At 53.6% G+C, this 14,828-nt stretch carries 11 protein-coding genes; 5 read left to right on the top strand and 6 right to left on the bottom strand.

Annotation, left to right across the window (positions count from 1 at the left end; all coding sequences use genetic code 11):
- The first annotated feature begins 107 nt into the window (after positions 1-107).
- The 3 genes from parC to ftsP all read left to right on the top strand — a co-directional run bounded on the left by parC (position 108) and on the right by ftsP (position 4,782).
- On the top strand, positions 108-2,366 hold the full coding sequence (gene parC, locus M4I31_RS03640; protein ID WP_038633896.1) for a DNA topoisomerase IV subunit A: 2,259 nt from the start codon (positions 108-110) through the stop codon (positions 2,364-2,366).
- A 194-nt stretch (positions 2,367-2,560) separates the two neighbouring features.
- On the top strand, positions 2,561-3,298 hold the full coding sequence (plsC, locus tag M4I31_RS03645) for a 1-acylglycerol-3-phosphate O-acyltransferase (protein WP_038633894.1): 738 nt from the start codon (positions 2,561-2,563) through the stop codon (positions 3,296-3,298).
- A 71-nt stretch (positions 3,299-3,369) separates the two neighbouring features.
- Positions 3,370-4,782 (top strand): cell division protein FtsP, encoded by a 1,413-nt coding sequence (ftsP, locus tag M4I31_RS03650; protein WP_038633892.1) that lies wholly within the window; start codon positions 3,370-3,372, stop codon positions 4,780-4,782.
- 16 nt (positions 4,783-4,798) lie between these two features.
- Here the strand turns inward: ftsP and M4I31_RS03655 are convergent, their stop codons facing one another.
- A complete protein-coding gene (locus tag M4I31_RS03655) occupies positions 4,799-6,274 on the bottom strand; it encodes a TrkH family potassium uptake protein (protein ID WP_085048730.1) in 1,476 nt (491 codons plus the stop codon).
- Positions 6,275-6,472: 198 nt separating this feature from the next.
- Here M4I31_RS03655 and M4I31_RS03660 point away from each other — a divergent pair, with 198 nt between their 5' ends.
- A complete protein-coding gene (locus tag M4I31_RS03660) occupies positions 6,473-8,644 on the top strand; it encodes a YgiQ family radical SAM protein (RefSeq protein WP_003024532.1) in 2,172 nt (723 codons plus the stop codon).
- 55 nt (positions 8,645-8,699) lie between these two features.
- On the opposite strand, the gene M4I31_RS03665 is transcribed toward M4I31_RS03660, so the two are convergent.
- The 4 genes from M4I31_RS03665 to yqhD form a co-directional block, all read right to left on the bottom strand.
- Positions 8,700-9,155: an HIT family protein gene (locus M4I31_RS03665; protein WP_042310999.1), complete on the bottom strand. Its 456-nt coding sequence runs from the start codon at positions 9,153-9,155 to the stop codon at positions 8,700-8,702.
- A 43-nt stretch (positions 9,156-9,198) separates the two neighbouring features.
- On the bottom strand, positions 9,199-10,653 hold the full coding sequence (locus M4I31_RS03670; protein WP_085048731.1) for a DASS family sodium-coupled anion symporter: 1,455 nt from the start codon (positions 10,651-10,653) through the stop codon (positions 9,199-9,201).
- Between the two features lie 188 nt (positions 10,654-10,841).
- Positions 10,842-11,669 carry a 2,5-didehydrogluconate reductase DkgA gene (gene dkgA, locus M4I31_RS03675; protein ID WP_085048732.1) on the bottom strand — a complete coding sequence of 276 codons (828 nt, stop codon included), beginning with the start codon at positions 11,667-11,669 and terminating at the stop codon, positions 10,842-10,844.
- Between the two features lie 103 nt (positions 11,670-11,772).
- Positions 11,773-12,936: an alcohol dehydrogenase gene (gene yqhD / locus M4I31_RS03680; RefSeq protein ID WP_038633876.1), complete on the bottom strand. Its 1,164-nt coding sequence runs from the start codon at positions 12,934-12,936 to the stop codon at positions 11,773-11,775.
- Between the two features lie 193 nt (positions 12,937-13,129).
- On the opposite strand from yqhD, the gene M4I31_RS03685 reads away from it, so the two are divergent.
- A complete protein-coding gene (locus M4I31_RS03685; RefSeq protein WP_139815576.1) occupies positions 13,130-14,029 on the top strand; it encodes an AraC family transcriptional regulator in 900 nt (299 codons plus the stop codon).
- Positions 14,030-14,119: 90 nt separating this feature from the next.
- Here M4I31_RS03685 and yghB read toward each other — a convergent pair whose 3' ends face one another.
- Complete coding sequence (yghB, locus tag M4I31_RS03690; protein ID WP_085048733.1) at positions 14,120-14,779, bottom strand: DedA family general envelope maintenance protein YghB; 660 nt, start codon at positions 14,777-14,779, stop codon at positions 14,120-14,122.
- Between the last annotated feature and the right edge of the window lie 49 nt (positions 14,780-14,828).

Consider the following 14,828-nt stretch of genomic DNA (forward strand, 5'->3'; position numbering starts at 1 on the left):
GCCGCATTCGCGGCCCTTTTCTTTGTGACTCAACACGCCAGATAGGGTAGTATCTGCGGCAATATTGCCCTTCAATAGAGGGGTACAAAGTTGAGGAACCACGATTAATGAGCGATATGGCAGAGCGCCTGGCGCTGCATGAATTCACGGAAAACGCCTATCTGAACTACTCCATGTACGTCATCATGGACAGGGCGTTGCCATTTATTGGCGATGGTTTGAAACCCGTTCAGCGTCGCATTGTGTATGCAATGTCCGAACTGGGGCTGAATGCCAGCGCCAAATTTAAAAAATCCGCCCGTACCGTCGGTGACGTGCTGGGTAAATACCACCCGCACGGCGACATCGCCTGCTATGAAGCGATGGTGCTGATGGCGCAGCCGTTCTCTTACCGTTATCCGCTGGTTGATGGTCAGGGAAACTGGGGGGCGCCCGACGATCCCAAATCCTTCGCGGCGATGCGTTATACCGAATCCCGCTTGTCTAAATATGCGGAAGTCCTGCTGGGTGAACTCGGCCAGGGAACGTCGGACTGGGTGCCAAACTTCGACGGCACCATGCAGGAACCAAAGATGCTGCCTGCGCGTCTGCCAAATATTCTGCTGAACGGTACGACCGGTATTGCCGTTGGTATGGCGACGGACATTCCGCCGCATAACCTGCGAGAAGTCGCCAAAGCGGCGATTACGCTGATTGAGCAGCCGAAAACAACGCTCGATCAACTGCTGGACATCGTGCAGGGGCCGGATTACCCGACCGAAGCCGAGATTATTACCTCGCGTGCGGAAATTCGTAAGATTTACGAAAACGGACGCGGCTCCGTGCGTATGCGCGCGGTATGGACGAAAGAAGACGGCGCGGTGGTGATTTCCGCGCTGCCGCATCAGGTTTCCGGGGCAAAAGTGCTGGAGCAGATCGCTGCTCAAATGCGCAACAAAAAGCTGCCGATGGTTGACGACCTGCGTGACGAATCGGATCACGAAAACCCGACCCGTCTGGTGATTGTCCCGCGCTCCAATCGCGTGGATATGGAACAGGTAATGAACCACCTGTTTGCCACCACCGATCTGGAAAAAAGCTACCGTATCAACCTGAACATGATTGGCCTCGACGGTCGCCCGGCGGTGAAAAACCTGCTGGAGATCCTCACCGAATGGCTGGCGTTCCGCCGTGATACCGTGCGTCGTCGCCTGAACTATCGTCTGGAAAAAGTGCTTAAGCGCCTGCATATCCTTGAAGGTTTGCTGGTGGCGTTCCTCAACATTGACGAAGTGATCGAGATCATTCGTCATGAAGATGAACCTAAGCCTGAGCTGATGTCGCGGTTTGGCATTTCTGAAACGCAGGCTGAAGCTATCCTTGAGCTGAAATTGCGCCATCTTGCCAAACTCGAAGAGATGAAAATCCGCGGTGAGCAGGATGAACTGGCGAAAGAGCGCGATCAACTGCAGGCCATTCTCGCTTCCGAGCGTAAAATGAATAACCTGCTGAAGAAAGAGCTGCAGGCCGATGCCGAGGCCTATGGCGACGATCGCCGCTCCCCGCTGCAGGAACGCGAAGAAGCGAAGGCGATGAGCGAGCACGACATGCTGCCGTCTGAGCCGGTGACCATTGTATTGTCTCAGAGTGGTTGGGTGCGTAGCGCCAAAGGCCACGACATTGATGCGCCAGGATTAAGCTATAAAGCGGGCGACAGTTTTAAGTCGGCAGTGAAGGGCAAGAGCAACCAGCCGGTGGTGTTCGTTGACTCGACCGGACGCAGCTACGCCATCGACCCGATTACGCTGCCGTCGGCACGTGGTCAGGGCGAACCATTGACCGGTAAGCTCACGCTGCCGCCGGGCGCGACGGTGGAGCATATGCTGATGGAAGGCGACGATCAGAAACTGCTGATGGCATCCGATGCGGGCTACGGTTTTGTCTGTACCTTCAACGATCTGGTAGCACGTAACCGTGCGGGTAAGGCATTGATTACGCTGCCTGAAAATGCACGCGTTATGCCGCCGGTGGTGATTGAAGATGAAACCGATATGCTGCTGGCGATAACGATGGCCGGTAGGATGTTGATGTTCCCGGTGAGCGATTTGCCGCAACTGTCGAAAGGCAAAGGGAACAAGATTATCAATATCCCTTCAGCAGAAGCGGCGAAAGGCGAAGATGGCCTGGCGCTGCTCTATGTGCTGCCGCCGCAAAGCACGCTGACTATTCACGTCGGTAAACGCAAAATTAAACTGCGTCCTGAAGAGTTGCAGAAAGTGACCGGCGAACGCGGTCGTCGTGGCACGCTGATGCGTGGTCTACAGCGTATCGATCGCATTGAAATTGACTCGCCTCGACGCGCCAGTCAGGGCGACAGCGAAGAATAACGCGACTGCCCGGCTCTCCCTGCTTTCGCTCAGGGAGAGCCAACGTTAAAATTTCCCGTAAAACCGTTGTTTATTCGTGCGTTGCGATTAACAATACGCTTTTCCAGAGAGCCGCCTTAACAAAGCCCTAACCTGATGCAGAGTTATGTATCCGGTGACGTAAAATGCCAGGCTCTTAGGCCTTAGAGGTTGTTATGTTATATATTTTTCGTTTAATCATTACTGTTATTTACTGCATTCTGGTCTGTATTTTCGGTTGTATATACTGTCTGTTCAGCCCACGGAATCCAAAACACGTTGCAACGTTCGGTCATATGTTTGGCCGCCTGGCTCCCCTTTATGGCCTGAAGGTCGAGTGCCGCATGCCGGCAGACGCGCAGAATTATGGTAATGCTATCTATATTTGTAACCACCAGAACAACTATGACATGGTTACCGCTTCGAATATCGTTCAGCCGCCGACGGTAACGGTGGGTAAAAAAAGCCTGCTGTGGATCCCGTTCTTCGGGCAGTTGTACTGGTTAACCGGTAACCTGTTGATCGACAGAAACAACCGTGCTAAAGCGCACAGCACCATTGCAGCCGTGGTGAACCATTTCAAAAAACGTCGTATTTCTATCTGGATGTTCCCGGAAGGGACGCGCAGCCGCGGCCGTGGTCTGCTGCCGTTTAAAACCGGCGCGTTTCATGCGGCGATTGCTGCAGGCGTTCCGGTCATTCCAGTCTGCGTTTCTACAACCTCGAACAAGATCAAATTAAACCGACTCAATAATGGTCTGGCGATTGTAGAGATGTTGCCGCCGGTGGATATTAGCCACTTTGGTAAAGATCAGGTTCGTGAACTGGCAGCGCATTGCCGCTCGCTGATGGAACAAAAAATCGCAGAACTCGATAAAGAAGTTGCTGAGCGGGAAGCCGCCGGTAAGGTTTAATCCGCACAATTCGGGTTTTTTACAGGAAAAGATTTCCTGCGTGTTAATCGCCAGTTTTTCATGGAGTTTATATGTCATTCAGTCGGCGTCAGTTCATTCAGGCATCGGGGATCGCACTGTGTGCAGGTGCTGTTCCGCTGAAGGCTAATGCTGCCGGTCAGCAACAACCGTTACCTGTGCCTCCACTGCTGGAGTCTCGTCGGGGGCAGCCGTTATTTATGACGCTGCAACGCGCGCATTGGTCCTTTACACAAGGTACGCGCGCGCCTGTCTGGGGGATTAACGGCCGCTACCTGGGACCGACAATTCGCGTCTGGAAAGGGGATGACGTCAAGCTTATTTACAGCAATCGTCTGACAGAAAATGTCTCGATGACCGTCGCCGGATTACAGGTGCCTGGTCCGCTGATGGGGGGCCCGGCGCGCATGATGTCCCCTAATGCGGATTGGGCGCCAGTGCTGCCGATCCGCCAGAATGCCGCCACGCTGTGGTATCACGCCAATACGCCAAATCGTACTGCTCAGCAGGTCTATAACGGTCTTGCCGGGATGTGGCTGGTTGAAGATGAGGTCAGTAAATCCCTGTCTATTCCCAACCATTACGGCGTGGATGATTTTCCGATCATTATCCAGGACAAGCGTCTGGACAACTTTGGGACGCCGGAATACAGCGAACCCGGCAGCGGCGGTTTTGTTGGGGATACGCTTCTGGTTAATGGGGCGCAAAGTCCGTATGTCGAAGTCTCCCGCGGTTGGGTACGCTTGCGTTTGCTGAACGCGTCAAACTCGCGTCGTTACCAACTGCAAATGAGTGATGGCCGTGCGCTGCATGTGATTTCCAGCGATCAGGGCTTTTTACCCGCGCCTGTTTCATTGAAACAGCTCTCGCTGGCGCCAGGCGAACGTCGTGAGATCCTGGTGGATATGACTAACGGTAATGAGGTCTCTATTACCTGTGGCGAGGCGGCCAGCATTGTCGACAGGATCCGGGGATTCTTTGAACCATCAAGTATTCTTATCTCAACGCTGGTGCTGACTCTGCGACCAACCGGCCTCTTGCCGCTGGTGACTGACAGCCTGCCAATGCGCCTGCTGCCAACCGAGATCCTCAGCGGTTCGCCGATTCGCAGCCGTGATATCAGCCTGGATGACGATCCGGGGATCAACGGTCAGTTGTGGGACGTCAACCGCATGGATATTACCGCGCAGCAGGGTACCTGGGAGCGCTGGACGGTGCGGGCGGATATGCCGCAGTCTTTCCATATTGAGGGCGTCTCGTTCCTGATCCGTAATGTGAACGGCGCGATGCCGTTCCCGGAAGACAGAGGCTGGAAAGATACCGTTTGGGTAGATGGTCAGGTCGAGCTACTGGTTTATTACGGTCAACCTTCCTGGGCGCATTTCCCGTTCTACTTTAACAGCCAGACGCTGGAAATGGCGGATCGTGGCTCGATCGGTCAGATCCTGGTGAACCCGGCGCCGTAACGCGCCGGGGTTTGCGTTACGCCCGCCAGAACATGCGCGAAAACAGGATCAGTATGGGGTAAATCTCCAGACGCCCCATGATCATGGCCGCGCACATCAGCAGCTTTGCCTCCTCATTTAACGTGCCAAACGTCGTGGCGGTAACGCCAAATCCCAGCCCCATATTGTTGATGCAGGAGGCGACGGTGGCGAAAGAGGAGAAGAGATCGTAGCCCATCAGATTGAGCGCCCAGATAAAAAAGCTGGTGAACAAAACGTAGAGAAAGAAAAAGCTCCATACCGAACGCACCACCCTGTCGCTTACCACGCTGTTACCCACTTTGATGTTCAGCAGGGCGCGAGGATGCGCGAGCTGGTGTAATTCCTGGCGGCACTGCTTGAACATAATCAAAAAGCGCAGCACTTTAATTCCCCCGCACGTCGATCCCACACAACCGCCGAAGAAGCTGGCGCTAAGCAGCATGAAGATCGTGTGCGAGGGCCACTGCGCGTAATCCGCCGTTGACAGGCCATTATCCGTCAGCATGGAGCTGGCCAGAAAAAAGGCATGCACCAGGCTGTCCGTTAGCCCGTACATACCTGCCCGCCAGACCTGCCAGGTGGCGATCAGCGTGACCACCAGCGCAATTAGCAGAAAGAAACGCAGCTCGGCATTACGACGAAAGGGCTTGAAGGTACGTTTTACAATAGCAACGTACCAGAGGGTGAAGTTAAACGCGGATAACAGTGAGAACAGCCCGGCGACGAGTTCTATAGCGTGGCTGTTATAAAAGCCGATGCTCTCGCTGCGAGTGGAAAATCCGCCAAGAGAGACCGTCGACAGCCCGTGGCATAAGGCGTCGAAAAACGACATCCCGGCAGCCCAGTAGGCCAGAGTACAAATAAGACCCAGAATGACGTAGGTCAACCACAGCGTACGTGCGGTATCGGCAAGCCTTGGCGTGAGGCGTTCTTCTTTGAAGGGGCCTGGCATTTCAGACTGATACAGTTTCATGCCGCCAATACCCAGCAGCGGTAATACCGCCACGGCGAGGACAATAACGCCCAGGCCGCCAATAAAATTGAGCTGAGCACGATAGTAAAGATACGATTTCGGCAAGGCGCTGACGTCGTCAATCACCGTTGCGCCAGTGGTGGTAATCCCGGAAACCCCTTCGAACAGGGCATCGGCAAAGGAGAGATTTAAGCCATCGTCCATCCACATCGGCATTGCGCTAATTAACGAGAACAGTAGCCAGAACAAAACGATAATGACGAATCCATCTCGGGTTCTCAGTTGAATTCCCGCATGTTTGGTTGCCAGCCACGCCCCGCCGCCGAGGGTAAAGAAAGTCATAAATGTGCTGAAAAATGCGAAAAAGCTCCGCTCTTTATTTAACAGAGCGATGGTCATCGGCGGCAGCATGGAGAAGCTGTAGAGAAGAACCAGAAATCCGCACAGGTGAACAACAACCCGTAACTGGGAAATATGCAGTGAATCGTTGAGTCGCAATGAAAAATCCCCCGCCGAAAAGAGTGATCTCAGTTGGCCGGCATGGTGTTAATTATGATTGATAAAAATGGCTGTCGTAAAATTTAACAATTTATACAACTTTCTACTGGTCTGGTTCAGACTCCACTTCATTTCTTGCCGACATACAGCGTATAATCCCCGGCCTTTGATTATTTTTTTACCATTTTTGGAAGCACTATGAGCGCAATATCCCTGATCCAACCGGACAGAGACCTTTTCTCCTGGCCGCAGTACTGGGCTGCCTGTTTTGGCCCGGCACCGTTTTTGCCGATGTCACGTGACGAAATGGACCAACTTGGCTGGGATAGCTGCGACATCATTCTGGTGACCGGCGATGCCTACGTCGACCACCCAAGCTTTGGTATGGCGATTTGTGGCCGTATGCTGGAAGCTCAGGGCTTTCGCGTCGGAATTATCGCCCAGCCGGAGTGGAACAACAAAGACGATTTTATGCGTTTGGGTAAACCGAACCTGTTCTTTGGTGTGACCGCTGGCAACATGGACTCGATGATCAACCGTTATACCGCCGATCGCCGACTGCGCCATGATGATGCCTACACGCCGGACAACGTGGCGGGTAAACGTCCGGACCGCGCCACGCTGGTCTATACCCAGCGCTGTAAAGAAGCATGGAAAGATGTGCCGGTTATTCTTGGCGGCATTGAGGCCAGCCTGCGCCGCACCGCGCACTACGATTACTGGTCTGATACCGTTCGCCGCTCCGTTTTGGTGGATTCGAAAGCCGATATGCTGATGTTCGGCAACGGCGAACGTCCGCTGGTGGAAGTGGCGCATCGTCTGGCGATGGGGGAGACTATCGATCAGATCCGCGATGTGCGTAACACCGCTATTATGGTTAAAGAAGCGTTGCCGGGCTGGAGTGGGGTGGATTCTACGCGTCTCGACACGCCAGGCAAGATTGACCCGATCCCGCATCCTTACGGTGAAGATCTGCCGTGTGCTGATAACAAACCTGTCGCACCGAAAAAGCAGGAAGCGAAAGCGGTCACCGTGCAGCCACCGCGTCCGAAACCGTGGGAAAAAACCTACGTGCTGCTACCGTCCTTCGAAAAAGTGAAGGGCGATAAAGTGCTGTATGCGCATGCGTCGCGTATCCTGCACCACGAAACTAACCCAGGCTGCGCGCGTGCGCTGATGCAAAAGCATGGCGATCGCTACATCTGGATCAACCCGCCAGCTATTCCGCTGTCTACCGAAGAGATGGACAGCGTCTTTGCGTTACCGTACAAGCGTGTACCGCATCCGGCGTATGGCGACAGCCGTATACCGGCCTATGAGATGATCCGTTTCTCGATCAACATTATGCGTGGCTGCTTTGGCGGCTGCTCGTTCTGTTCGATAACAGAGCACGAAGGCCGTATCATCCAGAGTCGCTCTGAAGATTCGATCATCAATGAAATCGAAGCCATTCGCGACACCGTCCCGGGCTTTACCGGCGTGATTTCCGATCTCGGCGGCCCAACGGCGAACATGTATATGCTGCGCTGTAAGTCACCGCGTGCGGAGCAAACCTGCCGTCGTCTGTCATGCGTCTATCCGGATATTTGTCCGCACATGGATACCAATCATGAGCCGACAATTAACCTCTATCGCCGGGCGCGTGATCTCAAAGGCATTAAAAAGATCCTTATCGCATCCGGTGTGCGCTATGACATCGCGGTGGAAGACCCACGCTACATCAAAGAACTGGCTACCCATCACGTGGGCGGCTATCTGAAGATTGCGCCAGAGCATACTGAAGAAGGCCCGCTGTCGAAGATGATGAAGCCGGGGATGGGCAGCTACGATCGCTTCAAGGAATTGTTCGATACCTACTCTAAACAGGCCGGTAAAGAGCAGTACCTGATCCCGTATTTTATCTCCGCACACCCGGGTACGCGTGATGAGGATATGGTGAATCTGGCGCTGTGGCTGAAACAACGTCGTTTCCGTCTGGATCAGGTGCAGAACTTCTATCCATCGCCGTTGGCGAACTCCACAACCATGTATTACACCGGGAAAAACCCGTTGGGTAAAATTGGTTATAAGAGCGAAGACGTGGTGGTGCCGAAAGGTGATAAGCAGCGTCGTCTGCATAAAGCCCTGTTGCGCTACCACGATCCGGCCAACTGGCCGTTAATCCGCCAGGCGCTGGAAGATATGGGTAAAAAGCATCTGATCGGTGGGCGTCGCGAATGTCTGGTTCCGGCGCCTACGCTGGAAGAGATGCGCGAAGCGCGTCGCCAGAACCGTCATACTCGTCCGGCGCTGACCAAACACACGCCAGTGGCGCACCAGCGTCAGACGCCTGCCGCGAACAAAAAACGCGGGAAAGTGGCGGGACGTTAATCTGTCTTGCCCGGATAAGGTGCTTGCACCGCTATCGGGCAGAAGAGATCAGTATTTATGCCTCACGAATTCTGGCCGCTAATGCGGCCAGTTTTTCGTCATCAGCCCGTTCATGATCGTGTGACGACAGATATCCTTCATACTGCTCGAAAAATTTGTTCTGCCGCGATTCAATCGGTTTCCAGTGGGTTAAATCGCCAGTACCGTGCATGGGACTTAATTTACTGTGCACATGGTCTACGCCGAAACCTTCGAAGAACATTCCCGTACGACTAACATCCGGGAAAGCCTTATCCAGTTTCTTAGCCACTTTTTGGGTCGCCAGCATCAGGTCCGCTAACGCCTGCGGCGGCATATCGAAGGCATAGCTCGGGTAATGTTTTTTCGGGATCACCACGGTAAAACCGTCGGTGTTCGGGAAAATCGACAGAAAAGCCAGGTGGTGCTCGTCTTCCCATACCTTATGGCAGGGCGCTTTGCCTTCAACAATTTGACAGAAAATACAGGTCATTCCTTTTCTCCGCAGGTAAGGTATTCCTCAGAACGCAGTCAGTTTAGTACAGACCCAACACCTTCCACCACATCAGACCCACGGTAATAAAGACCGCCTGGTTAAACAGGCTGATGATAAATCCTGTGCGCCACCAGACGCCCGTTGGAACGTACCCTGCGCCAAACAGAATTGGACCGCGAGCATGAGTGTACTGGGTGAGCGAGCAGTACAAACTGCTGGTGAAGGCCAGCATTAGCGCCGTGGGGGCCGCGGGAATATTCAGATGCAGCCCGACGCCGAGGAAAACGGCATACAGCGCGGCAATCTGCGCATTTCCGCTGGCAAAAAAGTAGTGGGTATAGAAATAGGCGGCGTTCAGCAGTAGCAGGACGATCACCCAACTGGTCCCGTGCATAGTACTGCTCAGGCTATCGCCAATCAGATTGCCAAACCAGCTGGTGAAGCCCAGTTTTTTCAACTGATTCGCCATCATCAGTAGCGCGGCAAACCAAATCAGCGTATCCCATGCCCCTTTCTCACTTTTGACGTCCTCCCAGCTCAGTACGCCGCTCAGCAATAAAATCGACAGCCCTACAAACGAGGCGGTGGTGGCGTCAACGCCCAGCGTATCGCCAAAAATCCACAGCACCAGCAGTACGCCGACGGTTGCCAGCATCAGCCATTCACCGCGTGACATGCGGCCCATTTCCGCCAGCTCTTTGCGGGCGAGGTTAGGGGCATCCGGCGTGTGTTTGATTTCCGGGTGCACCAGCCAATAGACCAGTAGCGGAACGAGCAGCAAAGAGACCAGACAAGGTAGCAGCGCCGCCATAAACCAGCCGCCCCAGGTCAGCGTAACCCCGGCGTTGGCCGCCAGTTTTACTGCCAGCAGGTTGCCGGTATAGCCGGTCATAAACAGTGCTGCCGTCACGTCGTTGACGTTGCCAATACAGGTGATAAGAAAGGTGCCGATTTTACTGCGGGACTCATCTTCCGGGTTCGAATGGAAACTACGCGCCAGAGAGTCGGCAATCGGATAGATGACGCCGCCGCAGCGCGCCGTATTACTCGGCATAGCGGGAGAGAGGATCAGATCGGCAAAAGCCAGACCGTAGGCGAGTCCCAGCGTGCGCTTGCCGAGCAGGCGGATCATCTGCAATGCAATGCGTCGTCCGAGGCCGGTTTTGATAAACCCACGGGCAATCATAAAGGCCACGACGATAAGCCAGATAAGTGAGCTGTTCAGTTCGCTGAGTGCCGTGGTGATGGCGCCGCTGGCGGTTTTATCCCCGGCAGCATAGGCGAGTGCGAACACCGTAATACCAATAATGCCGACCGCGCCGATGGGTAAGACTTTCGCCACAATAGAGGCGATGGTGGCAACGAAGATAATTGCCGAATGCCAGGCTGGCGCACTTAACCCAGTGGGGGGAGTAAGCTGCCAGAGACCGGCAGAAATGAGTACTATAAGAATTAATGGGAGCCATTTGACGCCATTACTTTTTTTATCAGCCACGATTACGCACCTATAGGTGTGGTAAATATATTCATTAGATGAATATATTTATTGAATAATTAACAGGTTATGTTGCGTAATGCTGCTCCAGCGACTGCAAGAAATACATCAATATATGTATGTTAATTGTTTCCTGATATTTCATTGCCAGCAAGGCCCGACGGGAGTGTCGGGCCGGAGAGAAGAGATTAACCGCCGAACTGGTCCGGGTCTGGTCCCAGCCGTTTGCCCTGATCGAGTTTCGCGATTTCGCCTAATTCTTCTTTATCCAGGCGGAAGTCCCAGACGTTAAAGTTTTCAGCGATACGGGCAGGCGTCACCGATTTCGGAATAACCACCAGACCGTTATCCAGATGCCAGCGGATGACAATCTGCGCTGGTGATTTACCATATTTCTCTGCGAGGTCACGGATGATCTTTTGGTCGAAGACGTCTTTCCCGCCCTGCGCCAATGGACTCCAGGATTCGGTCTGGATCTTATGCGTGGCGTTCCAGGCATGAAGCTGGCGCTGCTGCATAAGTGGGTGCAGTTCTATCTGGTTGATCACGGGATGAACGCCAGTTTCATCGATCAGGCGCTGGAGATGATTGATCTGAAAGTTGCACACGCCGATGCTCTTAATCAGCCCTTCTTTTTGCAGATCGATCATGTTTTCCCACGCTTCAACGTAGTGATCGATCGCCGGAACAGGCCAGTGCATCAGGTAAAGATCGAGGTAATCGAGCTGGAGTTTCTCCATGCTTTCGAGTAAGGCTTCCCGGGCGCGTTTCTGATCATCATTCCACAGCTTGGTGGTGATGAATAACTCTTCCCGCGGCACGCCGGCATTACGTATCGCTTTGCCGACACCTTCTTCGTTTTTGTATGCGGCGGCGGTATCAATCGAACGATAACCCACTTCCAGTGCTTTATGGATAGCGGTAATGACTTCTTCGTTGCTTGCCTTCCAGACCCCCAGGCCCAGTTGCGGCATGACGTTACCATCCTGTAGCTTGATAATGGTTGGACCGGTCATAATTCCCCCCTGGATTACAGTCACCGGAGCAAGCTCCGGTGAGTTAGGTGTGACTTAAGTCTGGTATAAATACCCAAAAACGAAAGGCGGAGGTTAAAAAACCTTAGCGGGCAGCTTCGTAAATCCGACGGCTGACGTCGAGCGTAATGTCCTGATGTTCACCCAGTTTCGTACCGCCGTGCGCTTGCAGTTTTTCCAGCAGCGCCGGGATGGAGCTACCGTCCAGACCGTAGTCAGACAAGCGTGTTGGTACGCCCATTTGTTCGAAGAAAGCACGGGTAGCGGCAATGGCGGCATCGATACGCTGGTCTTCGGAACCTTCGGTGATATTCCAGATACGCTCTGCGTATTGCAGTAGTTTGGCACGCTTGGTATCGCGTTTTTCATTCCACAGCGCAGGCAGAACGATGGCCAGCGTTTGCGCATGATCCAGACCATGCATCGCGGTCAGTTCGTGGCCCAGCATATGGGTTGCCCAGTCCTGCGGTACGCCTGCGCCAATCAGGCCGTTCAGCGCCTGGGTTGCCGCCCACATCACGTTCGCACGCACGTTGTAGTTTTCCGGCTCCTGCAAGGCTTTCGGACCTTCTTCGATCAGCGTAAGCAGAATGCCTTCGGCAAAGCGATCCTGAATTTTCCCGTCGACCGGATAAGTTACATACTGCTCAACGGTATGCACGAAGGCATCTACAACGCCGTTCGCAACCTGACGTGGCGGCAGGGTATAGGTGTAAACCGGATCCAGAACGGCAAATACCGGTTGTACAAACGGGGTCATAAAGGCCAGTTTGTCGCCGGTGGTTTTCCGCGAGATGACCGCGCCGGAGTTAGATTCAGAACCGGTGGCGGGCAGGGTTAATACGGAGCCCATCGGGATGGCGCTTTTTACGTCGTTGCCGTGAGTTTCCAGAATACGCCATGGGTCGATGCCGTCAGCGTACTGTGCTGCTGCCGCGATGAATTTGGTGCCGTCCAGTACCGAACCGCCGCCCACTGCCAGCAGGAACGTTACTTTTTCATCACGCACGAGCTTTACCGCATTCATTAGCGTTTCATAAGACGGGTTTGGCTCAATACCGCCAAACTCCAGCACGTCCAGGCCTTTCAGTGCATCCTGAACCTGTGCCAGGACACCGGTTTTTTTCACACTGCCGCCGCCGTAGGTAATCAGTACGCGGGCATCCTGAGGGATTTGGTCGCGCAGCTCTGCAATAGCGCCTTTACCGAACAGAATTCGGGTTGGGGTATGGAGATTAAAATTGTTCATTGCTCGTTCCCTTGTGTGGGTAAAAAAGAGGGCAGGAGAGTGTCTGCCGGATGATGAACATTGTGGTCGCCAGCCGCGCTGCTCTCAATGCTCATTTCTGCCGATGTCTTGCCCATTTCTACAGATTACTGGAGAAAACGGATAAATCTGCGCATTATGTCAGGGTCGCAAACCGATGATGAAATGGTGCTTTATGAACCGTGAAGAGATCTGCCTTCTGCTGACAGATAAAATTAAGCAGCTGAAAAACAATGAAAATAAACTCAGTGCATTGCTGCCAGATGTCCGCCTGCTGCACGGAACGGTGCCAGCGGCGCGCACACCGGTCATGTATCAGCCAGGCATCATATTTCTCTTCTCTGGACATAAAATTGGTTATATCAATGAACGTGTATTTCGTTATGACGCCAATGAATACTTGCTGCTAACCGTACCTTTACCCTTTGAATGTGAAACGTATGCGACACCGGAGGTTCCGTTGGCCGGAATTTATCTGAATGTCGATATCCTGCAATTGCAGGAGCTGTTGATGGACATTGGAGAAGATGAGCTGTTTCAGCCTGCCATGGCGGCCAGTGGAATTAACTCCGCGACGCTTTCAGACGAAATTCTCTGCGCCGCTGAGCGCCTGTTGGATGTGATGGAACGCCCGCTGGATGCGCGTATTCTCGGCAAACAGATCATTCGCGAGATCCTCTACCATGTGCTGACCGGGCCGCGCGGCGGCGCGTTACTTGCGCTGGTCAGTCGTCAGACGCATTTCAGCTTGATAAGCCGGGTGCTGAAGCGGATTGAAACCAAATACACCGAAAATCTCAATGTAGAACAGCTGGCGGCAGAGGCGAACATGAGCGTGTCGGCGTTTCATCATAATTTTAAAGCGGTGACCAGCACGTCGCCGCTGCAATATCTTAAAAGCTATCGTCTGCATAAAGCGCGGATGATGATGATTCATGACGGGATGAAGGCCAGTGCGGCAGCCATGCGCGTCGGCTATGAGAGCGCATCGCAGTTTAGTCGGGAGTTCAAACGTTTCTTTGGCGTGACGCCGGGGGAAGATGCGGCCAGAATTCGGATGATGCAGGGGAGTTGATTTCTTGTCCGTCTGAAAGGTACACCGTAGGCCTCAAAGCTGCGCGCCATAAGGCAAAATGCCGGAGATTATCCGGCCTACGGATGCGACTCAGGCGTTACAGTATTTTTTTTTAATCACCACGAACAAGGTTCCCAACAGACCTGCGGTTAACAGGGCAATCGGTAGGATCATTAAAAAGGTCATCACCTGATCTTCATGGCGTTTAACGAACGGGATCATGCTCAGCGCGTAGCCAAAGCTGGTGACGACGGTGACCCACAGCAGGCCGCTCAGCCAGTTAAAAAACTGGAATCGACGGTTGGGCAATCCTGAAATTCCCGCCATGGTCGGCAGCAAGGTGCGTACGAACGCCAGGAAGCGCCCGGCCAGCAGCGCCATCAGGCCGTGTTGGTCAAACATGCAGGTGGCGCGCTGATGATATTTTTCAGGTAATTGCGCCAGCCAGCCTTTTACCGTTCGCGTGTTGCCCAGCCAGCGTCCCTGAATGTAACTGAGCCAGCAGCCCAGGCTGGCGGCGGCGGTCAGAATAGCTATGGTAGGTAAAAAACTCATCACGTCCTGGGCGATCAGCGCCCCAGCCAGCAATAACAGGCTGTCTCCGGGTAAAAAGGAGGCGGGCAGCAGGCCATTTTCTAAAAACAGTGTGGCGAACATGACGAAGTACACCACGCTCACAACGTGTGGATCCGCCAGCGCGGCAAAGTCGTGTTGCCAGAGCGCGGAGACAATATCTTGAATAACTACCATGGACTTTCCTGTGGAACAGCGTTTATGTGTGGATTGTACTCCTGAATTG

This window comes from Citrobacter sp. XT1-2-2 (assembly GCF_023516235.1).
In the GTDB taxonomy this organism is placed as follows: domain Bacteria; phylum Pseudomonadota; class Gammaproteobacteria; order Enterobacterales; family Enterobacteriaceae; genus Citrobacter; species Citrobacter werkmanii.